This window comes from Curtobacterium sp. VKM Ac-1376, from assembly GCF_015351025.1.
Lineage (GTDB): Bacteria > Actinomycetota > Actinomycetes > Actinomycetales > Microbacteriaceae > Curtobacterium.
In genome coordinates this window covers 1-24298 of the sequence record NZ_JADKRV010000014.1, presented here as the reverse complement: position 1 = coordinate 24298, position 24298 = coordinate 1, and the positions used below count along the sequence as shown (strand labels likewise).

The following is a 24298-nucleotide window of genomic DNA, read 5'->3' as shown; positions in this document are numbered from 1 at the left end:
GGCGCCCCGCACGGCGCGGTCTCGCACAACCAACGTCGATCGGCACCGCAGGAACATGCGACGCCGATGCACCTTGGTTGCGCGAAGCACGCCGGCAGCCAGCCCGCCGTCGACCAGCCCACCGCTCACGGGTAACCGAGGAACCACAGCAGCACGATGGCGACCGGCTGCAGGCACGCGCCGACGACCAGCCACGTGACCGCCCGTCGCCGGGTCCCGACGAACACGTCGGACCCGAGCAGCGGCGCCATCGGCATGAGCAGCCGCGGGAGCGACTGCTGCGGCAGGAACACCGCGACCAGGTACAGCGCGTACGAGGCCGTGAACGCGAGCACGTCGGTGCCCAGCGCCCGGGTACTCCTGCGTGAGAAGAACCACACCGCTCCGGCGAGCACCGCCACGACGAGCACGATGCCGAGCGGCCCGAGCCATGTCGACGCCATCGTGAACCACGGGGTCAACGGTGCGAAGTGCTGGCGTCCGACGAACCCCACCCACCACGACAGTTCGGTGTCCAGGTAGGCGCTCGGCCTCCCGGTCGCGGCCGCGGCGATCACCGGCCACGCGAGCCCGGCCGCCGCCACGACCAGCCCCGAGACCACGATCGCCACCCGGTCGCGCCACGGGAACACCTCGGCAGCCCGCCCCGACCGGCGCGCGCCGGCCCACCGCACGACCAGGTGCACGGCGAGTGCGAGCGCGAGCGCGAGGACACCCGGCTTCGTGAACGCCGCGACGACCCCGAGCGGCGCGATCAGCCAGTAGCGCCGCCGCACCAGGGCGAGCAGTGCCCCGAACAGCAGCACGAGCAGCAGGCTCTCGGCGTAGGCGACCTGCAGCAGGAACCCGGTCGGTGCGAACGCGAACAGTGCGGTCGCCCAGCGCGCACGGTGCGAGCACCCGACGGCGAGCACCAGGCGGTGGAGCAGCACACAGGCGCCGGCTCCGGCGACCGAGGCCACGACGACCCCGGCGACCCAGAACGACGCCCCCGTCAGTGTCATCACCACGCGCACGACCGCCGGGAACACCGGCAGGAACGCCCACGCGTTCGGCAGGACGCGGCCCACGTCGTCGACGGGCAGTGTGCTCGGGTAGCCGTGTTCCGCGATGATCCGGTAGAACGAGGCGTCCCACGACCCCGAGAACGTGAAGAACGAGGGGTCCTGCCGGACGGAGGCGAAGGGCCACCCGTTCGTGGTGGCGAGCAGGTACATCGTCGCGAGCAGCACGGTGCTGACCACCCGCGAGGCTGCCCAGATCAGCAGGGGCGCGGTCCACGCGCTTCGGCGTCCGGTCAGCAGGTTCCGCAGCCCCGGCCTGGAGGCACGGCTCGCTTCCGCCACGTTCGTCACCCGCCCGATCCTCCCAGACCACGGCGCGTGCCCGCATCGCGGGCCCCGTGCGCCGGCCGCGCGCCGACCCGCCGGCATCGTGAGCAGCAATGGTCGGGTCCGTCACACGGACCCGACCATTCCTGCTCACAAAGTGCGCGCCTCCCGGCTAGCGACCCGTGATCGCGCGACGGATCTGCTCGATCGGCACCTTCGGGGAGCGGTCCGCGTTCAGCAGGCCGTTCGTCTCCTGCATGGTGTCGGTGAGCTGCGTGTAGCAGGACCCGGCGAGGAACGAGCTCGCACGGATCGCGTCGTACAGGGCGGTGATGCGGGTGACCCAGTCGTCGCCGTCCGTCGCCGACGTGTAGCCCCAGCCGTCCTCGCGCTGGGCGCCGGGCTGGTAGTTCACGCCGCCGAACTCGGTCAGCATGACGGGCTGGCCCTCGTCGACCGCGCCGCCGACCAGGATGCGGCGGTCAGCGGGACCGATGCCACCGAGGAGCGCGGTCCGCGCGACGTCGTCCGCGTAGGTGACAGCGAGTCGCGGACCGACGCCCTCGTAGTCGTGGACCGTGACGATGTCGGAGTTCGTGTGCTCCCAGCCGTCGTTCGAGATCACCGGACGCGTCGGGTCCACGGCCCGGGTGACGTCGGCGAGTGCCCGGGCGTAGGCCTGCTGCGCCGGGTCCGTGGCGATGTGCTGCACGCCCCAGCTCTCGTTCGCGGGGACCCAGGTGACGATCGACGGGTGTGAGGCGTCGCGCTCGACGGCGTCCATCCACTCCCGCATCAGGCGCTGCACGGCACGCGGTGAGAACGCGTAGGCGCCGGGGGCCTCGCCCCAGACCATGAGGCCGAGGCGGTCGGCCCAGTACAGGAACCGGGGGTCCTCGATCTTCTGGTGGTTGCGGGCGGCGTTGAAGCCGAGCTCCTTGATGAGCTCGACCTCGCGGCGGTGGGCCTCGCGCGACGGCGCCGCGATGTGCGACTCCGGCCAGTAGCCCTGGTTCAGCACGCTGCGGACGTCGTGGCGGCGGCCGTTGAGCAGGAAGGCGCCACCGTCGGTCCCGACGGTGCGGATCCCGAAGTAGCTCGCGACGGCATCGATCGCGTCCGCGCCGGCACGGGGCAGCAGCGTGATCGTGGCATCCACCAGACGCGGGGCATCGGGCGTCCAGTGCAGTTCGTCCTCGGCCTGCCCGTTCGTCTGACGGGCGATGGGCACGACGACGTCGAACTCGTCGCCGGTCTCGCCGAGCGTGGTTTCGATGGTGGCGAGGTGCTCGTCCCGCTCGTCCCAGCGGGCCTCGACGCGGAGGCGCTCGCCACCGGTGCGGGTTCCCGCGAGTCGGACGGTCAGGCGCATGGTGGCGTGGTCGATGTTCGTCCAGCGGAGGGACCGGATCCAGGTGCTCGCCACGGCCTCGAGCCACACCGTCTGCCAGATGCCCGTGGTGCGGCGGTACCAGATGGCGTGCGGGGCCTCGTGCCAGTCCTGCTTGCCGCGGGGCTGGGTGAGGTCGTGGGGGTCGTCCTCGACGCGGACGACGAGCGTGTGCACGGCGGCGGCGTCGTAGGTCAGCAGCTCGGTCACGTCGAAGGAGAACGGGGTGTGGCCGCCCTCGTGCTCGCCGACGAACTGCCCGTCGATCCAGACGCGGGCGCGGTAGTCGACGGCGCCGAAGTGCAGGACGAGTCCCGGGGCGCGGTCGCCGTACCCGGCGGCGTCGAGTTCGGCGCGGGTGATCGTGCGGGAGTACCAGACGACGGGGTGGAAGTCGGGCTCGTCGATGCCCGAGGCGGTGGACTCGGGCGGGAACGGGACGACGATGTCGCGGGCGTCGGGGAACCCGCTGCGCCAGGCGGTGTCGTCGCCGTCGTTCCGGAACGACCACGTGCCGTCCAGGTCGGCCCACGCGGCGCGGAGCATCTGCGGCCGAGGGTACGTGCCGTCCTGCCGCGAGGCGAGGGGGAGTGCGGGAGCGGAAGCGGAGTCAGGTGCGGCCACGGTGCCGTCGAGCGTGCTCATGCGTCCATGCTCCCGTGCTGGTACATCGTTGTAAAGGGCGTCGCGGTGATTGCTCGCGAAAGCAACCGGCCACTGACCGCCGTGCGCGGCCGGCTCGCGTGCCCGCCCCTCGTCAGCGACACGGGCGACCAGTGTCAGCATGCGTCCCGTCAGCCGATCGCGGCGTCGCGGGGTCAGCACCATGACGTCCATCCGCCCCTGCTGCACGACGACCCCGTGCTCGTTCCGCAGCGAGACCAGCCGCTCGACGATGCCGGTCTTCCCGGAGCTGGTCAGCCGCGTGCCGAGGATCTCGACCGTGCAGGTCACGGTGTCCCCGATGAACACCGGCTCCGTGAACCGCCAATCGTCGATACCGAGCAGCGCCACCGCCGACCCCTCGAACACCCCGGTCCGCGCGATGAGCCCGAGGCACAGCGAGGTCCCGAGCAACCCGTGCACGATCCGCTGCCCGTACCGGGTCTTCGCCGCGAACTCCACGTCGGTGTGCACCTGGTTGTTGTCGCCCGTCCACGAGGCGAACGAGACCACGTCCGCTTCGGTGACGGTGCGCCCCGGCGTGGTGAAGGTCTGTCCGACAGCGAGGTCCTCGAGGTAGTGCGGCACGTCCCGATTCTCCCACCCTGTCAGAGCCGCGCGAGCACCTTGCGCGATCGTCGCAGTCCTCGTTCGAGCGCCGCGTGCTCGGTCGTGGCGAGCACGCCGTAGCCGAAGGTGTCCTCGCCGCTCCGTGCCGCCAGGCCTGCCAGCTGTCGGTGGGCGTCGGCCGCGTGGGCGGCGTCGAGCGTTTCGCCGAGGGTCTCCTGCACCCGTCGCAGCCGCCCGAGCCGGCGCCTCCCGACGCCCTGCAGGTCCCCGGCGGCCTCGAGGGCGTAGCGCAGCCGGCGCGCGGCCTTCCGGATCTCGTGCAGGCCCCCGAGGTCCCCGAGGTCCCCGAGGTCCCCGAGGTCGACCGTGGTGCGCCCGAGCAGTCGTGCCACGCGGACCCGCTCGCGTCGGATGCGCTGCTCGGTGAACGTGCCCGCGTCGTCGCCGGCGTGTGGCCCCGCGGGTGCCCGCAGCAGTAGGCCGTCGAGGGTCTCGAGGGTCCGGAACCAGGCGTCGGAGCGCAGTGCCTGGCGGAGTTCCGCCGCGGCAGCACCCCGGCGTCCGTCGGTCCGCGAACCGATGCGGTCCAGGGTCGCCGCGTCGACGTAGCCCTCGGGGGAACGGGCTACGGAGCGGACCAGCCCGTCGTGCAGCACCTCGGCGTCGCGTGCCACCCCGGCGACCCGACCGGTCTCGGCGAGCGCGGCCCGGAGCGACTCAGTGGCCTCGCGGTCGAGTGCTCCCCGGAATGCTGCGAGCACGCTCCGCATCCGCCGCAGCACCTTGCGCAGGTCGTGCACGGCCTCCGGCTCGTCCGAGCGCACCAGGGGCTCCACCGCGACGAGGTCGGCCCGGAGCGCGCCGAGCGCCCGCAGGACGAAACCGGCCGCGCTGCCAGCACGAGGCCGCTTCGCCCGTTCGCCCCGGCGTTCCGCTGCGGGCCGCGGACCACGGGCGAGCGGAGCTGCGGCGGCGGTCGAGGGTTCCGTCGCCGCGTCGTCGAGTGCTCGTTCCGCCGCTCTCGCGGTGGTGCCGCCCCGGTCGTCGTCGGTGATTGCCCACCACCGCGTCGAGCGCAGCAGACCGGTGTCCGGATCCCCGTCGTCCACGCGGACGTCGGCGACCTCGGCACGCACCCGGCCGCCCGTGCCCCGGAGCGTCACGAACGCCGTGGTGGTGTCGCGCACCAGGACCACCCGCAGCGCCCGCCCCCGCAGGAACACCTCGACGGCATCCCGCGGGGGAGCACCGGTTTCGGAGCCGCCGCCGATCACCTCCGGTCCGGCACCCCGATCGACGCTCCACGCGCCGCCGGACGAGCGCGCGAGCACGACGCCCTCGGCCACGAGCACCCGGTCCTCGGTGTCCCACACGGTCTCGCGCAGGGTCACCGGAGGGTGCCGGCGGACGTCGTCGGCGAAGGGCTCGAACGCGGGGAGACGACGGTCGTCCGGAATCCACCACGTCCTCCGCGGATCGACGAGGGTGAGCGCGAGTGCGGTGTCGGGAACGGGGTTCGAGCGGGGCATGCCGCAAGTGTTCTCCGCCGTGCCCGCGTTGTCCCGCACGCGATCGCGCGCTGTGGACGGAGTCGACGACGCTGCGGCCTGTGGAGGACTCGGCACCTCGCCAGCCCCCGGCGCGTACGGTCCGCAGCATGAGCGACGGAGCCCGCGACGCACGCGACACCGCACCCGACACCGCACCCGACGACACCGGCACCGCCGGCGACACCGGCACTACCGACGACCCCCGCGCCCCCGGCGACCACGACCTCGAGACCTGGATCGTGGACCGCCGCTGGTACGCCTCGAAGGGGTCCGTCCCGCGCCTCCGCACCATCTCGAGCGCCGCCGGCACCCGACTGGTCCTCGACGAGGCGCCCGCGGTCCCGGTCCTCTACCAGTCGCCGGTCACGACCGCACCCGACGGCACGGTCGTCGACGCCACGACCGACCTCGGGTGGGTCTCGGCGCTCGCCGCACGGATCGACGCGGCCGCGGACAGCCTGAGCCCGATCGGTCGGGTGAGCGCCGCCCGGGTCCTGACCGGCGAGCAGTCGAACACGTCGGTCATCTGCGACACCGAGTCGGGCGACCGCGTCATCATCAAGGTCTTCCGCGTCCTGCACCACGGTGACAACCCGGACGTGACCACGCAGCTCGCCCTCACCGCTGCCGGCAGCACGCGGGTGCCCCGGGTGTACGGCGCCCTCCGTGCCGACTGGCCCGACGTCGGTCGTCCGGACGGCACCGCGACCGGGCACCTGGCCTTCGCGCAGGAGTTCCTGCCCGGACTCGACGACGCCTGGCGCGTGGCGCTGCAGGAGGCGCAGGCAGGCACCCCGTTCGGCGACCGGGCCGAGCAGCTGGGCGCGGCGTTGGCCGACGTCCACCGCACCCTGGCCGAGGCGATGCCGACCGAACCGACCGATCCGGAGCGACGCGATGCCGCCGTCGCCACGATGCACGAACGGCTCGAGACCGCCGCCCGCGAGGCACCCGCCGTCGCCGAGCACGCCGACGCCATCCGTGCCGTCTACGCCCGTGCCGCCGAGGCGACCTGGCCGGACCTGCAGCGCATCCACGGCGACCTGCACCTCGGTCAGGTCCTCGCGGCACCCGACCCGCGCGGATGGGTGTTCCTCGACTTCGAGGGCGAGCCCCTCCGCCCGCTCGACGGACGGTCGTTGCCGGACGTGCCCCTGCGCGACGTCGCCGGCATGCTCCGCTCGTTCGACTACGTCACCGGTGCCCTTGCACACCAGGACGAGCCCGTCGACGCAGCGGACTGGGCAGACGAGGCGCGGGCGCGCTTCCTCGAGGGCTACCAGCGCGGGACCGGCGCCGACCTCACCGACCACCGCGCACTGCTCGACGCGTTCGAGCTCGACAAGGCGGTCTACGAGGTCGTCTACGAGACCCGGAACCGGCCCGACTGGGTCGGTATCCCGCTCGCAGCCGTCGCGCGCCTGGTCGGCCGCCGCGGGTCCTGACCCAGCACGCCCAGGACGGACGGGAGGCCCGTGGCGACGCCGCCACGGGCCTCCCGTCCTCGCGTTCCGGTGCCGACGTCGCTAGTTGACGGGGCCGGTGTACTTCTCGCCCGGACCCGCGCCGGGGGCGTCCGGGATCGCCGACGCCTCGCGGAAAGCGAGCTGCAGCGACCGCAGCCCGTCGCGGAGCGGGCGGGCGTGGTGGTCGCCGATCTCGGCGGCGGCGGCGGTGACCAGGCCTGCCAATGCGGTGATGAGCTTCCGCGCCTCGTCCAGGTCGGTCTGCTCCTGCGGGTCGTCGGCCAGGCCGACCTTCACCGCCGCTGCGCTGAGCAGGTGCACCGCCACGGTGTTGATGAGCTCGACCGCCGGCACCTCCGCGATGTCCCTGGCGGCGTCGATGCCGGTGTCGTCGATCGGGGTGTCGGTCACGGTGCTCCTCTGCTAGGCTTGCCCGCGGCAGATGCTGTCCGTGTGCCATCAGGTTTTCCTGAAAGCAACTGGACGGTGTCACGAAAGAGGAGTCTCTCCCACCCGCGGCCGCGTTCCACCAGGCTACCGGGTCACCACCGCTCCACGGGCGCACTCGATGTGCTCGTCGGTCGGGTCCGACGGACCCGATGCAGGGCGGCTGCCGAACGGGTCCACGGCCCGTGCGTCAGATCTCCTCTCTCGTGCTGTCGTCCAGGGCAAACGCCCCGGACGGCCACCACCTGATTGAAGGAGCTCCGCATCACCGATCCCCGTACCAACGACCGCATCCGCGTCCCCGAAGTCCGACTCGTCGGCCCTCAGGGTGAGCAGGTCGGCGTTGTCCCGATCGCCATGGCACTGCGTCTCGCGCAGGAAGCCGAGCTGGATCTGGTCGAGGTCGCGCCGAACTCGAAGCCGCCCGTGGCCAAGATCATGGACTACGGCAAGTTCAAGTACGAGGCCGCTCAGAAGGCCAAGGAAGCCCGTCGCAACCAGGTGAACACAGACCTGAAAGAGGTCCGTTTCCGCCTGAAGATCGACGTGCACGACTACGAGACGAAGCGCAAGCGCGCCGAGGGGTTCCTCCTCGGCGGCGACAAGGTGAAGGCGATGATCCTCTTCCGTGGCCGCGAGCAGTCGCGTCCGGAGCAGGGTGTCCGTCTCCTCCAGAAGTTCGCGGAAGAGATCGCCGAGTTCGGTGTCGTCGAGTCGCGTCCGACCCAGGACGGCCGCAACATGACGATGATCATCGCCCCGCTCAAGAACAAGTCCGACGTCAAGGGCGAGCAGAACGCCAAGCGTGCTGCACAGAAGGCCGAGCGTCGTGCCACCGAGCACGCTGCGAAGGGCAAGGACGAGGCCGATTCCGGTTCCGAGTCCGAGGCCGTCGCGGAGTCCACGGACGCCGCGACCGAATAGGTCCTCCAGACCGAAACCCGCAACGACGCGGCTCCCATCCATCCCACGGAAAGGCACCACCATGCCCAAGCAGAAGACCCACTCCGGGTCGAAGAAGCGCTTCAAGGTCACCGGTACCGGCAAGATCATGAAGCAGCAGGCCGGTATGCGTCACAACCTCGAGGTCAAGAGCTCCAAGCGCAAGGCCCGCCTGAACGAGGACCAGGTCCTCTCCAAGGCTGACGCGAAGAACGTCAAGAAGCTCCTCGGCCACTGAGCCCCCGGACTGTAAAGGAATAGTGCAATGGCACGAGTAAAGAGAGCGGTCAACGCCGCCAAGAAGCGCCGCGTCATCCTCGAGCGCGCCGAGGGGTACCGCGGCCAGCGTTCGCGTCTGTACCGCAAGGCCAAGGAGCAGGTCACCCACTCCCTCGTCTACGCGTACCGCGACCGTCACGCGAAGAAGGGCGAGTTCCGTCGCCTGTGGATCCAGCGCATCAACGCTGCCTCCCGTGCGAACGGCCTGACCTACAACCGCCTCATCCAGGGTCTCAACCTGGCCGGCGTCGAGGTCGACCGTCGCATCCTCGCCGACCTCGCGGTGAACAACCCGGAGACCTTCACCGCGCTCGTCGAGACCGCGAAGAAGGCCCTCCCGGCCGACACCTCGGCCCCGAAGGCTGCGTAGTCAGTTCTTCTGCTCGCGAAACCCCCGCTGTACGGCGGGGGTTTCGTCGTTCCTAGACTTGGGTCGTGAGCGATCTCCTCGAGAACCCCCGTGCCGGACGCGTGAAGGCCGTTGCGGCCCTGGCCAAGAAGGACGTCCGGGCCGAGACCGGCCTGTTCCTGCTGGAGGGACCGCAGGCGGTCCGCGAAGCACTGGAGTACGGCCCCGAGCTCCTGCGCGAGCTCTACGTCACCCCGACCGCTGCCGCCCGCTACGGCCTCGACGACGCGCCCGTGGACACCTGGTTCGTGACCGAGCAGGTGCTCGAGGCGATGGCCGACACCGTCACGCCGCAGGGAGTGGTGGCGGTGTGCCAGCAGTTCCCGACGTCGGTGAAGGACGTCTTCCCGGACCGCGTGGCCGCCGGGACCGACCTGGAGGCCCGTGCTGCGTCCGATGAGCCGGACACGTTGCCGGGGCTGGTCGCCATCCTCGAGGAAGTGCGGGACCCGGGGAACGCCGGCACGATCATCCGGGCCGCCGACGCGGCCGGTGCCGATGCGGTGGTCCTCACCGGGCGCTCGGTCGACCCGTACAACCCGAAGGTCGTCCGGTCGACCACGGGCTCGCTGTTCCACGTGCCGGTCTCCGTCGGCGTGACCCTGGCGGACACGATCGAGCGGGCGAAGGCCCTCGGGTACACGGTGCTCGCCGCCGACGTCTCCGGTGACGACCTGCCCGTCGTCCGTGCGGAGGGCATGCTCGACGGCCCGACTGTGTGGGTCTTCGGCAACGAGGCCCGCGGACTCACCGCCGACGACCTGGCACTCGTGGACCGGGCCGTCAAGGTGCCGATCTACGGACAGGCGGAGTCGATGAACCTCGCCACCGCTGCGTCCGTGTGCCTGTACGAGTCAGCGTTCGCGCTCCGGAGCTGATCCGTCGGGTTTCCACAGTCCGACCGGTGCAGGCGGGTGGTATCCCGTCGGCCGGTAGGCTTGGGTCTCGTGTCAGAACCTCTCGAGATCAGCGAATCGGCCGTCGCCGACGCCGTGGACGCGGCCCTTGCCGCCGTCCGTGCCACGACGACGGTCGCCGAACTGAAGCAGGCCAGGGCCGAGCACAGCGGTGAGCAGTCGCCGTTGGCTCGGATGAACGCGTCGATGCGCAGTGTGCCGCCGGAGCAGAAGGCCGCTGCCGGCAAGCTCGTCGGCCAGGCCCGTGGCCGGGTGAACGCGGCGATCGCCGAGCAGGAATCGGTCCTGGCGGTCGCCGAGGAACGCGCCCGGCTCGAAGCCGAGCGCGTCGACGTCACCGCGTTGCCGACCCACCGCGCCACCGGCTCCCGCCACCCGCTGTCGCTGTTGAACGAAGCCGTCGCCGACATCTTCGTCGGCATGGGGTGGGAAGTGGCAGAGGGCCCGGAACTCGAACACGAGTGGTTCAACTTTGACGCCCTGAACTTCGACCAGGACCACCCGGCCCGGGCGATGGCGGACACGATCTTCGTCGAGCCCGTCGACCGCCACCTGGTCATGCGCACTCACACGTCGCCGGTGCAGGTGCGGTCGCTGCTGTCACGTGACCTCCCGCTCTACGTGATCGCTCCGGGGCGCGTCTACCGTGCCGACGAGCTCGACGCCACGCACCTGCCGGTCTTCACCCAGGTCGAGGGCATCGCGATCGACAAGGGCCTGACGATGGCGCACCTGCGCGGCACGCTCGAACACTTCGCCCGGCAGATGTTCGGGGCGGAGGCGCAGATCCGCCTCCGCCCGAACTACTTCCCGTTCACCGAACCCAGCGCCGAGATGGACGTCTGGCAGCCGAACGCCAAGGGTGGCGCGCGGTGGGTCGAGTGGGGCGGCTGCGGCATGGTCAACCCCAACGTCCTGCGTGCCGCCGGCATCGACCCGGACGAGTACCAGGGCTTCGCGTTCGGCATGGGCATCGAGCGGACGCTGCAGTTCCGCAACGGCCTGAACGACATGCGTGACTTCCTCGAGGGCGACATCCGCTTCTCGCAGCAGTTCGGAACGGTGGTCTGATGCGCGTCCCACTCCGTTGGCTCGGTGAATCCGTCGACCTCCCCGATGACGTCACCCTCGAGCACGTCCACGCGGCGCTCGTGTCGGTCGGCTTCGAGGAAGAGGACGTCCACACGTTCGACCTGACCGGTCCCGTCGTGGTCGGTCGGGTGCTCGAGCGCGTCCCGGAGCCACAGAAGAACGGCAAGACCATCAACTGGTGCCAGGTGGACGTCGGCGAAGCCGAGCCCCGCGGCATCGTGTGCGGCGCGCACAACTTCGACGTCGGCGACCTCGTCGTCGTGACGCTGCCGGGTGCCGTCCTGCCCGGACCGTTCCCGATCGCGGCCCGCAAGACCTACGGCCACGTGTCCGACGGCATGATCGCCTCGGCCCGCGAACTCGGCCTCGGCGACGAGCACGACGGCATCCTGCGCTTCGCAGACCTCGGCATGGACCCCACGGTCGGTGCAGACGCGATCGAGCTGCTCGGCCTCGACGACGCGGCGGTCGAGATCAACGTCACCCCGGACCGCGGGTACGTGCTCAGCATGCGCGGCGTCGCCCGCGAGTACGCACACGCCACCGGAGCGAGCTTCCACGACCCCGTCGACCGTGTCGCGGCGCGTTCTGGCGAGGGTTTCCGCGTCTCGATCGACGACCAGGCACCCATCCGGGGCCGCGTCGGCGCTTCGACGTTCGTCACGCGCGGCGTCCGCGGCATCGACCCGGCCGCGAAGACACCGTCCTGGATGGTGTCGCGTCTCGCCCTCGCCGGCGTGCGCTCGATCTCGCTGCCCGTCGACATCACGAACTACGTCATGTTCGAGCTCGGTCAGCCGCTGCACGGCTACGACCTGCAGACCATCGCGGGCGGGCTCGGCGTGCGTCGGGCGACCGCCGGCGAGACGCTCGAGACCCTCGACGGTACGGTCCGGAAGCTCGACCCCGAAGACCTCGTCATCACCGACGACGACGGCCCCGTAGGCCTCGCCGGTGTGATGGGCGGCGGCCGCACCGAGATCTCGGCGAACACGACCGACGTCCTCATCGAGGCCGCCGGGTTCGACCAGGTCTCGATCGCGCGCACCGCCCGCCGGCACAAGCTGCCGAGCGAGGCGTCCCGTCGCTTCGAGCGCGGCGTCGACCCCCTCGTGGCCGAGGCCGCGGCGAACCGTGCCGTCGAGCTCCTCGTCGAGCTCGCCGGTGGCACCGCCGACGCTCTCGGGTCGACGCTCGTCGACACGGAGCCGCGGGCGACCGTCACGATGCGGGTCTCCCGTCCGGCCGAGCTCGTCGGTGTCGACTACACCGATGCCGAGGTCATCGAGACCCTCCGTGCGATCGGCGCGACGGTGGAGGCCGACGGCGAGATGCTCGCGGTCACCCCGCCCACCTGGCGTCCCGACCTCACGGACGACACCACCCTCGTCGAAGAGGTCGCACGCATCGTCGGGTACGACCGGATCCCGAGCGTGCTGCCCGTCGCCCCGCCCGGCCGCGGGCTGACCCGGCACCAGCAGGCGCGTCGACGGGTCGCCTCGGCGCTGGCCGCCGCTGGCCTCACCGAGGTCGTCACGGCGCCGTTCGTGTCGGCCGCCACGCAGGACGCCTACCCGGGCGTCGACCCGCAGGGCGGACCGAGCGTCGTGCTCGCCAACGCCCTCGACAGCGAGCAGAACCTGCTCCGTCGCAGTGGGATCCCTGCCCTGGTGGATTCCGCGCGTCGCAACGTGGCCCGTGGGCTGGTCGACGTCGCGCTCTACGAGACCTCGCGGGTGTTCCTGCCGGTGGCCGGCGTGACGCTCGGCACCGATGAGGTCCCCGTCGGTGCGGTCCGGCCGGACCGCACCACGCTGGAGGCGCTCGACGCGTCGCTGCCCGCCCAGCCCTTCCACGTCGCAGCGCTGCTCACGGGTAGCCGTGTCGTGAAGCAGCCGGGGATCGCTGCGCAGCCCTTCGGGATCGCCGACGCGATCGACGCTGCTCGCCAGGTCGCCTGGGCCGTCGGCGTCGAGGTCACCGTGGCGCAGACCTCGCACCCCTCGCTGCACCCGGGCCGCGCTGCCGCGCTGCTCGTGGACGGCGCCGTCGTCGGCGTCGCGGGCGAACTCCTGCCCGAACTGGCCGAGGCCGCCGTGCTGCCCCGCGTGGTGGCGGTCCTCGAGCTCGACCTCGACGCGCTGGTCGCCGCTGCACCCGAGCTCGTGGCGGTGGCCCCGATCGTGTCGTACCCCGCGGCCACGCAGGACCTCTCGCTCGTGGTCGCCGCGGACGTGCCGGCCGGTGACGTGTTGGATGCGGTGCGCTCTGGCGCCGGAGACCTGTTGGAGTATGCTCGGCTCGTGGATGACTACCGGGGCTCCGGCGTGGACGAGGGACAGAAGTCCCTGACGTTCGCCCTGCGCTTCCGTGCCACGGACCGCACACTGACCGCTGCCGAGGCCACCGAGGCCCGCGACGGCGCCGTCCGACGTGCCGGCGAGCGATTCGGGGCGACCCTGCGCGACTGACCCTCGACGGGATCAGCACCGCCCGGGGTCGCCGCCTCCGACTCTCGACGACCAGTCCGACCAAAGGTGGAATCCCATGTCCGTATCCGTCGCCGTGGCGGGAGCCTCCGGCTACGCGGGTGGAGAGCTCCTGCGCGTGCTCTCCGCACACCCCGAGTTCGACGTCAGGACGGTGACCGCGTTCTCGAACGCCGGACAGCCGTTGATCGCGACGCAGCCGCACCTCCGCTCGCTGTCGCACCTGACCCTTGCGGAGACGACGGCCGAGACGCTGCGCGGGCACGACGTCGTGTTCCTCGCGCTGCCGCACGGGCAATCCGGCGGGATCACCGCGGAGCTCGGCGACGACGCGCTGGTGATCGACTGCGGTGCCGACCACCGGCTGACCGACCCCGCCGCGTGGGAGCAGTTCTACGGCGGCGACTACTTCGGGGCCTGGACCTACGGGCTCCCCGAGCTCATGCTCGCAGCGCCGGCCCCCGGTTCGGCCGAGGAATGGCGCGACGTCGACGACATCGCGTCGCAGGGCAAGCAGCGCTCCGCTCTCGTCGGCACGAAGCGGATCGCGGTACCGGGGTGCAACGTCACGGCGGTCACGCTCGGCATCCAGCCCGGCATCCAGGCCGGTCTCGTCGAGTCGGACGACCTCGTCGCCGTCCTGAGCGTCGGCCCGAGCGGCGCAGGCAAGAAGCTCGCGAACACCTACCTCGCCTCCGAGATCATGGGTTCCGCCAGCGCGTACGCAGTCGGCGGCACCCACCGGCACATCCCGGAGATCCAGCAGAACCTGCAGGTCGCCGGCGCCTCGGACGTGACGATCTCGTTCACGCCCGTCCTCGTCCCGATGTCCCGCGGCATCCTCGCCACGACCACCGCGAAGCTCACGCCCGGCGTCAGCGCCCGTGACGTCCGGCTCGCGTGGGCGCAGGCGTACGCCGACGAGCCCTTCGTGCACCTGCTGCCCGAGGGCGAGTTCCCGCGGGTGGCGGACACCATCGGCGCGAACACGGCGCTGGTCGGCATCGCGGTCGACGAAGCCGCGGGCCGCGTCGTCGCCGTGACGGCCCTCGACAACCTCGCGAAGGGCACGGCGGGTGCCGCGGTCCAGTCGGCGAACATCGCCCTCGGTCTCCCGGAGACCACGGGCCTCAGCGTGGACGGAGTCGCACCGTGACCGACGCAAGCCAGTCCACCCAGACCGAGCCGGGCCTCCAGGACCTGCAGGGCGTCACCGCGGCAGCGGGCTTCCGTGCCGCCGGTGTCACCGCCGGCCTCAAGGCGAGCGGCAAGCCGGACCTGGCGCTCGTCGTCAACGACGGCCCCGACGCGGCCGTGGCCGCGGTCTTCACGAGCAACCGCGCCCAGGCGCACCCCGTCATCTGGTCCCGCCAGGTCGTCGGGGACGGCGTCGCCCGTGCGGTCGTCCTGAACTCCGGCGGCGCGAACTGCTTCACCGGGCCGTTCGGGTTCCAGACCACCCACCTGACGGCCGAGGCCGTCGGTGACGCACTCGGCATCGGCGCCGGCGACGTGGTCGTCTGCTCCACCGGTCTCATCGGTGTGGGGGACCAGACCTTCCGCGACAACGTGCTCCGGGGCGTCGACCTCGCGAGCGCCGCGCTCACCGCCGACGGCGGGCCGGACGCGGCCACCGCGATCATGACGACGGACACGAAGGCGAAGCAGTCCGTGGTGACCGAGGACGGCTGGACCGTCGGGGGCATGGCGAAGGGTGCCGGCATGCTCGCGCCCGGACTCGCGACGATGCTCGTGGTGATCACCACCGACGCCGTGCAGACGCCGGACCAGCTCGACCAGGCGCTCCGTGCTGCCACCCGCATCACCTTCGACCGCGTCGACTCCGACGGCTGCATGTCCACGAACGACACCGTCGTGCTGCTGTCGTCGGGCGCGAGCGGTGTCACGCCCGAGGTCGGCGACTTCCAAGAGGCTCTGACGGCGGTCTGCGCCGACCTGGCACGGCAGCTGCAGCAGGACGCCGAGGGTGCGAGCCATGACATCGCGATCGAGGTCGTGCACGCCGCGACCGAGGACGACGCCGTCGCGGTCGGCCGCAGCGTCGCCCGCAACAACCTCTTCAAGGCCGCGGTCTTCGGCAACGACCCGAACTGGGGCCGGGTCCTCGCGGCGATCGGCACCACCGACGCCGACTTCGACCCGTACCAGGTGGATGTCAGCATGAACGGCGTCCGGGTCTGCCACGCCGGTGCCCCGGACCAGCCGAGCGACACCGTCGACCTGACGCCGCGCGACACCCACGTGCTCATCGACCTCGGCGTCGGGACGCACTCGGCCACCATCCTGACCAACGACCTCACGCACGACTACGTGCACGAGAACAGCGCGTACTCCAGCTGATGGCGGCCGACACGAACGGGGCCGGCACGCCCCTCACCAAGGAAGAAGAGCACGAGTTCGCCGCGGTCAAGGCAGCCACGCTCATCGAGTCGCTGCCGTGGCTGAAGCGGTTCTCCGGCAAGGTCGTCGTGGTCAAGTTCGGCGGCAACGCCATGGTGAACGAGGACCTCAAGCGCGCGTTCGCCGAGGACATGGTCTACCTGCGGTACGCCGGCCTGCACCCCGTCGTGGTGCACGGTGGCGGTCCGCAGATCTCCGCGGCGCTCAAGGAGCAGGGCATCGAGTCCGAGTTCCGAGGCGGGTACCGCGTCACGACGACCGAGGCGATCACGGTCGTCCGCGACGTCCTCGCCGGTGAGGTCAACCGCGAGATCGTCGACCTGATCAACGAGCACGGCGAGGGACTCGCGGTCGGCGTGTTCGGCGACGGCGGCTCACTGTTCACCGGCGAGAAGAAGGGCGTGGTCGTCGACGGGCAGGAGTACGACCTCGGGCACGTCGGGGACATCACCCACGTCGACCCGTCCGGTGTGCTCGCCGCGATCGAGGCGGGCCGGATCCCGGTCGTCTCGAGCATCGCGATCGACGATGCCCACCCCGACCAGGCGCTCAACGTGAACGCCGACGCCGCGGCCGGTGCCCTTGCGATCGCCCTCCGGGCCTCGAAGCTCATGATGCTCACCGACGTCCCCGGCCTGTACCGCAACTGGCCGGACCGTGACTCAATCGTCGACCTCATCGCGGTCGACGAGCTCCGCGCGCTCCTGCCGAGCCTCGAGGCGGGGATGATCCCGAAGATGACCGCGTGCCTCGACGCCGTGGTCGGCGGGGTCGGCGGCGCGACGATCATCGACGGCCGCATCCCGCACTCGATCCTGCTCGAGGTCTTCACCCTCCGGGGGGCGGGCACCGAGGTGATCCCGGACCCGAGCCGCCGTTCCGAGAACCAGATGACCCACGCCGAGATCGGACGACGCGTCGCGTCGCCGTCGATCGACAGCAGTACCGGCCAGCACGTGGCCGTTACGACCGAGAAGGGACAGCAGCAGTGAGCACCGAGACGCAGACCGAGACCTGGAACGACCGGTTCGGGGCGTCGCTCATGCGATCCCTGACCCCGCCGAAGATCATGCTCGAGCGCGGTAAGGGCTGCCGCGTCTGGGACGTCGACGGCAACGGCTACCTCGACTTCCTCGCCGGCATCGCCGTCAACTCCCTCGGCCACGCGCACCCCGCACTGGTCGGCGCCATCGCCGACCAGGCCGCGAAGCTCGTGCACGTGTCGAACTACTTCGCGACCCCGCCGCAGCTCGAGCTCGCCGAGCGCCTCAAACGCATCACCGGCGCGGGCGACGCAGGGCGCGTGTACTTCGGCAACTCGGGTGCCGAGGCGAACGAGGCCGCCTTCAAGCTCGCGCGGCTCAACCGGGGCGCCGACGGCAAGAAGACCCGGATCCTCGCGCTGAAGCAGGGGTTCCACGGCCGCACGATGGGTGCCCTCGCGCTCACCGGCAAGCCCGCACTGCAGCAGGACTTCCTGCCGATGGTGCCGGGCGTCGAGCACATCGACACCTCGATCGAGGCGCTCGAGGATTCGATCGACGACACCGTCGCCGCGCTGTTCATCGAACCGATCAAGGGTGAGGCCGGCGTCGTCGACCTGCCCGAGGGTTTCCTGCTCGCCGCGCGTCGTCTGACCGAGGCCCACGGGGCCCTGCTGGTGCTCGACGAGATCCAGACGGGCGTCGGTCGTACGGGCAACTGGTTCGCGTTCCAGGGCCACGGCATCACCCCCGACGCCATCACGGTAGCGAAGGGCATCGCCGGCGGGTTCCCGATCGGCGCTCTCGTCACGTTCGGCTGGGCGTCCGAGCTGTTCTCGGCCGGGCAGCACGGATCGACCTTCGGCGGGAACCCGCTCGGCACCCGTGTGGCCAACGCGGTCCTCGAGGAGATCGAACGCGCCGACCTGGTCGCCGGAGCCGTGACCAAGGGCGAGCGGATCCGCGCCGGCATCGCGGGCCTCGGCTCGCCGCTGGTGGAGGAGGTCCGCGGCACCGGGCTGCTCATCGGTGTCGGCCTGACCGGGCCCGTCGCCGCCGCCGTCAACGCCGCCGCCCTCGAGCGGGGCCTGATCATCAACGCCCCCAACGAGTCGAGCCTGCGCATCGCGCCGCCGCTCATCGTGTCCGACGCCGAGATCGACGAGTTCGTGTCGATCCTCGACCAGAGCTTCGCGGCCGTCGCCGCAGCACAGGAGACCTCCGCATGACCCGCCATTTCCTCCGGGACGACGACCTCAGCCAGGCGGAGCAGTCCGCGATCCTCGACATCGCGGACCGCATGAAGGCCGACCGCTGGGCCGACAAGCCCCTCGCCGGTCCGCAGAGCGTCGCGGTGATCTTCGACAAGTCGTCCACCCGCACCCGGGTGTCCTTCCACGTCGGCGTCTCCGACCTCGGCGGCAGCCCGCTGATCATCTCGACGGCGAACAGCCAGCTCGGCGGCAAGGAGACTCCGTCCGACACCGCCCGCGTGCTCGAGCGCATGGTGTCGGCGATCGTCTGGCGGACCTACGGTCAGGCCGGGCTCGAAGAGATGGCAGCCGGCACGACGGTTCCCGTGGTGAACGCGTTGTCCGACGACTTCCACCCCTGCCAGCTCCTCGCCGACCTGCTCACCATCCGCGAGCACCGTGGCACGCTCGCCGGTCAGACCGTGGCGTTCATCGGTGACGGCGCGAGCAACATGGCGCAGTCGTACCTGCTCGCCGGGGCGACCGCGGGCATGCACGTCCGGGTCGCCGCCCCGGCCGAGTTCGTGCCGTCGGCGCAGGTCGTCGCCGACGCCGAGGACCGGGCCGCCGTGACGGGCGGGTCCGTCCTCGTCGTGAGCGACCCGGTGGCCGCGGTCGCGGGAGCCGACGTGGTCGTGACCGACACCTGGGTGTCGATGGGCAAGGAGTCCGAGAAGCAGTCGCGCCTCGACACCTTCGCGGGCTACCGGGTCGACGACGCGCTCATGGCGCACGCCGCCGACGACGCCGTCTTCATGCACTGCCTGCCGGCGGACCGGGGGTACGAGGTGACCGCCGAGGTCATCGACGGACCGCGGAGCATCATCTGGGACGAGGCGGAGAACCGCCTGCACGCCCAGAAGGCGCTGCTGGCCTGGCTGCTCGCCAACGACTGACGATCGGAGGGGACACCTGTGGCTGACCGCGTCGTCTTGGCGTACTCGGGCGGACTCGACACGTCCGTCGGGATCGGCTGGCTGCGCGAGGCCACCGGCAAGGACGTTGTCGCGCTCGTGGTCGACGTGGGCCAAGGCGGCGAGGACCTCGATGTGATCCGGCAGCGTGCCCTCGACTGCGGCGCGGTGGAATCGATCGTCGTCGATGCGAAGGACGAGTTCGCCGAGGACTACATCGTGTCGGCGCTGCGCGCCAACGCGCTCTACCAGAAGCGCTACCCGCTGGTCTCGGCGCTGAGTCGGCCGCTCATCGCGAAGCACCTCGCCCTGACGGCGAAGCAGCTCGGTGCCGACAGCGTCGCGCACGGTTGCACGGGCAAGGGCAACGACCAGGTCCGGTTCGAGGCCGCGGTCGCGGCGCTCGCACCCGACCTGCGGATCGTGGCCCCGGTGCGCGACCTCGCCCTGACCCGCGACCGCGCCATCGCCTCCGCGCAGGAGCACGGGCTGCCGATCCAGCAGTCGGAGCGGTCGCCGTACTCGATCGACCAGAACGTGTGGGGACGAGCCGTCGAGACCGGGGCCCTCGAGGACCCGTGGAACGCCCCCGTCGAGGACCTCTACGCATACACGCAGGACCCGGGGCTCGCGCAGCAGGCGGACGAGGTGACGATCACCTTCGAGCGCGGCGTCCCGGTCGCCCTCGACGGTCAGCGGTTCAGCGTCCTGCGCCTGGTGCAGGAGCTCAACGCCGTCGCCGGCAAGCACGGCGTCGGACGCATCGACGTCGTCGAGGACCGCCTCGTCGGCATCAAGTCGCGTGAGGTGTACGAAGCCCCGGCGGCCATCGCGCTGATCGCCGCGCACGAGGAGCTCGAGAACCTGACCCTCGAGCGCGACGTCGCGCGGTACAAGCGCGGAGTCGAGGCCGAGTGGGCGGACCTGGTCTACGACGGCCTGTGGTTCGGTGGTCTGAAGCGCAGCCTGGACGCCTTCGTCGAGCACACCCAGCAGCACGTCTCCGGCGACGTCCGGTTGCGGTTGCAGGGTGGGCGCGCCACCGTGACGGGGCGGCGGTCGGAGCAGAGCCTGTACGACTTCGACCTGGCCACCTACGACACCGGCGACGCATTCGACCAGTCCCTGTCCCGGGGCTTCATCGAGCTCTGGTCGCTGCCCAGCAAGATCTCCGCCCGCCGCGACGCGGCGAACTGACACCCCAGTACCGACGACGACGCAGGACGACATGACTGACGAGAAGACCGACGCCACCAACTCCGGTGCCCTCTGGGGTGCCCGTTTCGCCGACGGACCGAGTGCAGCCCTCGCCGCACTGTCGAAGTCGACGCACTTCGACTGGCAGCTCGCGCCGTACGACATCGCCGGGTCACGTGCCCACGCCCGGGCCCTGCACACCGCGGGCTACCTGACGCCGGACGAGCTGGAGCGCATGCTCGCCGGCCTCGAGCGGCTCGAAGCCGCGCACGCCGACGGAACCCTGCAGCCGGCGACTGGCGACGAGGACGTCCACGGTGCCCTCGAACGCCTGCTCATCGCCGACCTCGGCCCGGAACTCGGCGGCAAGCTCCGCGCGGGCCGCAGCCGCAACGACCAGATCGCCACCCTCGGCCGCATGCACATGCTCGACCACGGGCGGCGCATCGGCCGGCTCGTGATCGACCTGATCGACGCGGTCACCCAGCAGGCGTCCGAGCACCCCGGCGCGATCATGCCGGGGCGCACGCACCTGCAGCACGCCCAGCCCGTGCTCCTCGCACACCACCTGCTCGCGCACGCCTGGCCGCTGGTCCGCGACCTCGAGCGGCTCCGCGACTGGGCGGGGCGCGCGAGCGTCAGCCCGTACGGCGCCGGCGCGCTGGCCGGCAGCTCCCTCGGGCTCGACCCGGCGGCGATCGCCGCGGAGCTCGGGTTCGACCGCCCGGCCGACAACTCGATCGACGCGACCGCCGCCCGCGATGTCGTCGCCGAGTTCGCGTTCGTGCTCGCGCAGATCGGCATCGACCTGTCTCGCCTGTCCGAGGAAGTGATCCTCTGGAACACGAAGGAGTTCGGCTTCGTCCGCCTCCACGACGCCTTCTCGACCGGCTCGAGCATCATGCCGCAGAAGAAGAACCCCGACATCGCCGAGCTCGCGCGCGGCAAGTCGGGTCGCCTGATCGGCAACCTGACCGGGCTCCTGGCGACCCTGAAGGGCCTGCCGTTGGCCTACAACCGTGACCTGCAGGAGGACAAGGAGCCCGTCTTCGACTCCGTCGCCACGCTCGAGGTCCTGCTGCCGGCCTTCACCGGCATGATCGCGACCCTGACCTTCGACACCGACCGCATGGCCGAGCTCGCCCCGCAGGGCTTCTCGCTCGCGACCGACGTCGCCGAGTGGCTGGTCCGCCAGGGCGTGCCGTTCCGCGATGCGCACGAGGTCTCCGGCGCGCTCGTCCGGTACTGCGAGCAGCGCGGCCTCGAACTCGACCAGCCGACCGACGACGAGTACCGCGCCGTCTCCGAGCACCTCACGCCGGACGTCCGCGCCGTCCTGACGATCGAGGGCAGCGTCGCGTCCCGCTCCGGCGTGGGCGGGACCGCGCCCGACCGGGTCGCCGAGCAGCTCGCGTCCGTCACCCAGCGCGTTCGCGACCTCGTCGAGGGCGCCCCCTTCTCACGATGACCGAGGGGATCGCCGCGCTGCTCGCTGAGCCCGCCCCGATCGCCGCGCCGGCCCTGCTCGGCGCGACGATCGCGGGGCGCGGTGTGACGCTGCGCATCACGGAGGTCGAGGCCTACTCCGGCCCGACCGACCCCGGTTCGCACGGTCACCGGGGGCCGACCGAGCGCAACCGCCACCTGTTCGGTCCGCCTGGAACCCTGTACGCCTACCGCTCGTACGGCATCCACACCTGCCTCAACGTGGTGAGCGGCCCGGCCGGTACCTCGTCCGGTTCGCTGCTCCGTGCCGCGCAGGTCGTCGACGGTCTCGACGTCGCGCGAGCCCGCCGCGGACCGACCGTCGCCGATGTCGCGTTGGCCCGTGGGCCCGGCAACCTCGGCGGTACCCTCGGTGCCGTGCTCGGTGAGGACGACGGCACGTCACTGCTCGAGGGGTCCGCCCCGTTCGTGCTCACCCTGGCACCCGGCCTGGAGGCCCGGATCGCCTCCGCAGGACCGGCTCGCGTGATCGACGAGCTCCTGTCAGAGACCGTGGCCGGTCCGGGCGCGAGCGGTCCGGCCCCGCGGATCTCGCGCGGGCCGCGCACCGGCGTCGGCGGCATCGCCGGCGGGGCGCGGTACCCCTGGCGCTTCTGGTTGACGGGTGACCCGACGGTCTCGACGTACCGGCGGCACAAGGGTGCCCTCGACTGACGGGCGTGAGCCGCGCCTCCCGCCGCTCGCTCGCCGCTACGATGGCGGGGTGTCCAGTGATACCGCTCAAGACGTCCTGACGCGCCAGCAGAACGATCCCGCCTTCGATTCGGTGTGGGACGAGCTGCGCTGGCGCGGTCTGGTGCAGGTCTCGACCGACGAGGCCGCGCTCAAAGAGGCCCTCGACGGTGACCCGATCACGTACTACTGCGGCTTCGACCCCACGGCACCGTCGCTGCACTGCGGCAACCTCCTGCAGCTGCTGACCATGCGTCGGTTGCAGCTGGCCGGACACAAGCCGCTCGCCCTGGTGGGCGGGTCGACCGGTCTCATCGGCGATCCGCGTCCGACGGCCGAGCGCACCCTGAACACCCCGGAGACCGTGGCCGCGTGGGTGTCCCGGCTGCAGGCACAGGTGTCGCGGTTCCTCAGTCCGGACGGCGACAACGGCGTCCGGCTGGTGAACAACCTCGACTGGACCGCACCGCTGTCCGCCATCGACTTCCTGCGCGACGTCGGCAAGTACTTCCGCGTCAACTCGATGCTCAAGAAGGACGCCGTGGCCGCGCGGCTGAACTCGGACGCGGGGATCAGCTACACCGAGTTCAGCTACCAGATCCTGCAGGGGCTGGACTACCGCGAGCTCTACCGGCAGTACGGGTGCTCCCTGCAGACCGGCGGTTCCGACCAGTGGGGCAACCTGACCTCGGGCACGGAACTGATCCGTCGTGCCGAGGGGGCCACCGTGCACGCCCTCGGCACCCCGCTCATCACGAACGCCGACGGCACGAAGTTCGGCAAGAGCGAGGGCAACGCGATCTGGCTCGACCCCGAGATGACGTCGCCGTACGCGCTGTACCAGTTCTGGCTCAACACAGCGGATGCCGACGTGATCGCGCGGCTGCGGGAGTTCACGTTCCTGACCCGGGCCGAGATCGAGCGGCTCGAGCAGGTGGTGGCCGACGAGCCCTTCCGCAGAGAGGCTCAGCGGACCCTCGCGTTCGAGGTCACCTCGCTCGTCCACGGTGTGCCGGCCACGCAGTCGGCGATCGACGCGGCCGCAGCCCTGTTCGGCAACGGTGACCTCGGTGCCCTGGATCCGGACACCCTTCGCTCCGCGATCGCCGAGCTGCCGGGGTCGGTGACCCTGGAGCCCGAGGCCGACGTGGCCCGGGCACTCGTGGGCACCGAACTCGTGAAGTCCCTCGGTGAGGCCCGTCGAGCGATCGACCAGGGCGGGGTCTACGTGAACAACGTTCGAGCCGAGGACCCGGCCGCGGTGCTCTCCGACCTCGCTCTGCCCGGGGGAGTGCTCGTGCTCCGGCGCGGGAAGAAGACCCTCGCGGGCGTGACGCTGACCTGAGTTCCGGCCCTCGACGATGCCCGGTTCCCCCGTGGAACCGGGCATCGTTGCGTCCGGGCGACGTGTGTTGCACAACGCGACACGCCCGGGATTGGACGTCGCTTGGCGCACCCGCTCAGAGCTGCGTATAGTTCTTACTCGTCACCCCAAAGGTGCGGCGGAGCGGCTGGAGCGAAAGCCCAGAGCACGTCGGCCCTCAAGCGGGACCATCCTCCACTGAAGTTCAGATTCGGCCTTGCGCTGGATCGCTTCGACGCCTAGGATGACAAGCCCACCGGTTCTCTCCCCTCGGGATGAGCCACTGGACCTCCGGGTCCGACGAACGACCGGTGGCAAGCCAAGTACACAAGCCTCGTGGCCGAAGCTCGAACAAGAGCCGAAGAGCGAGTGCGTCTGGTCCTTGAGAACTCAACAGCGTGCACATTGTCAATGCCAATTTATTGATTGACCTCGTGCCTGGTC

The 24298-nt window shown here is 71.2% G+C and carries 20 protein-coding genes; 16 read left to right on the top strand and 4 right to left on the bottom strand.

Annotation, left to right across the window (positions count from 1 at the left end; genetic code table 11):
- Positions 1 to 125 precede the first annotated feature (125 nt).
- The 3 genes from ITJ56_RS14430 to ITJ56_RS14420 form a co-directional block, all read right to left on the bottom strand.
- Positions 126 to 1355 (bottom strand): hypothetical protein, encoded by a 1230-nt coding sequence (locus ITJ56_RS14430; RefSeq protein ID WP_194631321.1) that lies wholly within the window; start codon positions 1353 to 1355, stop codon positions 126 to 128.
- Positions 1356 to 1503: 148 nt separating this feature from the next.
- The gene (locus ITJ56_RS14425) at positions 1504 to 3972 is read right to left on the bottom strand and encodes a MaoC/PaaZ C-terminal domain-containing protein (RefSeq protein WP_194631319.1); all 2469 of its coding nucleotides are present in this window, start codon (positions 3970 to 3972) and stop codon (positions 1504 to 1506) included.
- 20 nt (positions 3973 to 3992) lie between these two features.
- Entirely contained in the window at positions 3993 to 5483 is a 1491-nt protein-coding gene (locus ITJ56_RS14420) for a CHAD domain-containing protein (protein WP_194631317.1), read from the bottom strand.
- A gap of 128 nt (positions 5484 to 5611) precedes the next feature.
- On the opposite strand from ITJ56_RS14420, the gene ITJ56_RS14415 reads away from it, so the two are divergent.
- On the top strand, positions 5612 to 6949 hold the full coding sequence (locus ITJ56_RS14415) for a phosphotransferase (protein WP_228517912.1): 1338 nt from the start codon (positions 5612 to 5614) through the stop codon (positions 6947 to 6949).
- Between the two features lie 81 nt (positions 6950 to 7030).
- On the opposite strand, the gene ITJ56_RS14410 is transcribed toward ITJ56_RS14415, so the two are convergent.
- Complete coding sequence (locus tag ITJ56_RS14410; protein ID WP_194631315.1) at positions 7031 to 7381, bottom strand: DUF1844 domain-containing protein; 351 nt, start codon at positions 7379 to 7381, stop codon at positions 7031 to 7033.
- A 285-nt stretch (positions 7382 to 7666) separates the two neighbouring features.
- Here ITJ56_RS14410 and infC point away from each other — a divergent pair, with 285 nt between their 5' ends.
- From infC to tyrS, 15 genes are all read left to right on the top strand, one after another.
- A complete protein-coding gene (infC, locus tag ITJ56_RS14405; RefSeq protein WP_194631313.1) occupies positions 7667 to 8341 on the top strand; it encodes a translation initiation factor IF-3 in 675 nt (224 codons plus the stop codon).
- 61 nt (positions 8342 to 8402) lie between these two features.
- Positions 8403 to 8597, top strand: coding sequence for a 50S ribosomal protein L35 (gene rpmI / locus ITJ56_RS14400; protein WP_071273122.1), 195 nt, complete (start codon positions 8403 to 8405; stop codon positions 8595 to 8597).
- 27 nt (positions 8598 to 8624) lie between these two features.
- Positions 8625 to 9008 (top strand): 50S ribosomal protein L20, encoded by a 384-nt coding sequence (gene rplT / locus ITJ56_RS14395; RefSeq protein ID WP_017887975.1) that lies wholly within the window; start codon positions 8625 to 8627, stop codon positions 9006 to 9008.
- A 65-nt stretch (positions 9009 to 9073) separates the two neighbouring features.
- Positions 9074 to 9925, top strand: coding sequence for a TrmH family RNA methyltransferase (locus ITJ56_RS14390; protein ID WP_194631311.1), 852 nt, complete (start codon positions 9074 to 9076; stop codon positions 9923 to 9925).
- A gap of 69 nt (positions 9926 to 9994) precedes the next feature.
- On the top strand, positions 9995 to 11035 hold the full coding sequence (gene pheS, locus ITJ56_RS14385; RefSeq protein WP_194631309.1) for a phenylalanine--tRNA ligase subunit alpha: 1041 nt from the start codon (positions 9995 to 9997) through the stop codon (positions 11033 to 11035).
- The gene (pheT, locus tag ITJ56_RS14380; RefSeq protein ID WP_194631307.1) at positions 11035 to 13527 is read left to right on the top strand and encodes a phenylalanine--tRNA ligase subunit beta; all 2493 of its coding nucleotides are present in this window, start codon (positions 11035 to 11037) and stop codon (positions 13525 to 13527) included. Before pheS ends, pheT begins: the two co-directional genes overlap by 1 nt.
- A 76-nt stretch (positions 13528 to 13603) precedes the next feature.
- On the top strand, positions 13604 to 14701 hold the full coding sequence (locus tag ITJ56_RS14375) for an N-acetyl-gamma-glutamyl-phosphate reductase (protein WP_194631306.1): 1098 nt from the start codon (positions 13604 to 13606) through the stop codon (positions 14699 to 14701).
- Positions 14698 to 15906 (top strand): bifunctional glutamate N-acetyltransferase/amino-acid acetyltransferase ArgJ, encoded by a 1209-nt coding sequence (argJ, locus tag ITJ56_RS14370; protein ID WP_194631305.1) that lies wholly within the window; start codon positions 14698 to 14700, stop codon positions 15904 to 15906. The genes ITJ56_RS14375 and argJ overlap by 4 nt, the downstream gene beginning before the upstream one ends.
- A complete protein-coding gene (argB, locus tag ITJ56_RS14365; protein WP_194631303.1) occupies positions 15906 to 16958 on the top strand; it encodes an acetylglutamate kinase in 1053 nt (350 codons plus the stop codon). The genes argJ and argB overlap by 1 nt, the downstream gene beginning before the upstream one ends.
- Positions 16955 to 18178: an acetylornithine transaminase gene (locus ITJ56_RS14360; RefSeq protein ID WP_194631301.1), complete on the top strand. Its 1224-nt coding sequence runs from the start codon at positions 16955 to 16957 to the stop codon at positions 18176 to 18178. Before argB ends, ITJ56_RS14360 begins: the two co-directional genes overlap by 4 nt.
- Positions 18175 to 19098, top strand: a complete 924-nt coding sequence (argF, locus tag ITJ56_RS14355; protein WP_194631299.1) for an ornithine carbamoyltransferase — start codon at positions 18175 to 18177, stop codon at positions 19096 to 19098. The genes ITJ56_RS14360 and argF overlap by 4 nt, the downstream gene beginning before the upstream one ends.
- 18 nt (positions 19099 to 19116) lie before the next feature.
- Positions 19117 to 20313 (top strand): argininosuccinate synthase, encoded by a 1197-nt coding sequence (locus tag ITJ56_RS14350; RefSeq protein WP_194631297.1) that lies wholly within the window; start codon positions 19117 to 19119, stop codon positions 20311 to 20313.
- A 31-nt stretch (positions 20314 to 20344) separates the two neighbouring features.
- Entirely contained in the window at positions 20345 to 21781 is a 1437-nt protein-coding gene (gene argH, locus ITJ56_RS14345) for an argininosuccinate lyase (protein WP_194631295.1), read from the top strand.
- Positions 21778 to 22473, top strand: coding sequence for a DNA-3-methyladenine glycosylase (locus ITJ56_RS14340; RefSeq protein WP_194631293.1), 696 nt, complete (start codon positions 21778 to 21780; stop codon positions 22471 to 22473). Before argH ends, ITJ56_RS14340 begins: the two co-directional genes overlap by 4 nt.
- Positions 22474 to 22522: 49 nt before the next feature.
- Positions 22523 to 23836: a tyrosine--tRNA ligase gene (gene tyrS, locus ITJ56_RS14335; protein WP_194631291.1), complete on the top strand. Its 1314-nt coding sequence runs from the start codon at positions 22523 to 22525 to the stop codon at positions 23834 to 23836.
- Positions 23837 to 24298 lie beyond the last annotated feature (462 nt).

Excerpts from the sequence above, each read along its gene's own strand:
- ITJ56_RS14375 (WP_194631306.1), top strand. The coding sequence starts at position 13,604 with ATGTCCGTATCCGTCGCCGTGGCGGGAGCCTCCGGCTACGCGGGTGGA.
- ITJ56_RS14420 (WP_194631317.1), bottom strand. The coding sequence starts at position 5,483 with ATGCCCCGCTCGAACCCCGTTCCCGACACCGCACTCGCGCTCACCCTC.
- rplT (WP_017887975.1), top strand. The coding sequence starts at position 8,625 with ATGGCACGAGTAAAGAGAGCGGTCAACGCCGCCAAGAAGCGCCGCGTC.
- argB (WP_194631303.1), top strand. The coding sequence starts at position 15,906 with ATGGCGGCCGACACGAACGGGGCCGGCACGCCCCTCACCAAGGAAGAA.
- argH (WP_194631295.1), top strand. The coding sequence starts at position 20,345 with ATGACTGACGAGAAGACCGACGCCACCAACTCCGGTGCCCTCTGGGGT.
- ITJ56_RS14340 (WP_194631293.1), top strand. The coding sequence starts at position 21,778 with ATGACCGAGGGGATCGCCGCGCTGCTCGCTGAGCCCGCCCCGATCGCC.
- argF (WP_194631299.1), top strand. The coding sequence starts at position 18,175 with ATGACCCGCCATTTCCTCCGGGACGACGACCTCAGCCAGGCGGAGCAG.
- rpmI (WP_071273122.1), top strand. The coding sequence starts at position 8,403 with ATGCCCAAGCAGAAGACCCACTCCGGGTCGAAGAAGCGCTTCAAGGTC.
- ITJ56_RS14415 (WP_228517912.1), top strand. The coding sequence starts at position 5,612 with ATGAGCGACGGAGCCCGCGACGCACGCGACACCGCACCCGACACCGCA.
- pheT (WP_194631307.1), top strand. The coding sequence starts at position 11,035 with ATGCGCGTCCCACTCCGTTGGCTCGGTGAATCCGTCGACCTCCCCGAT.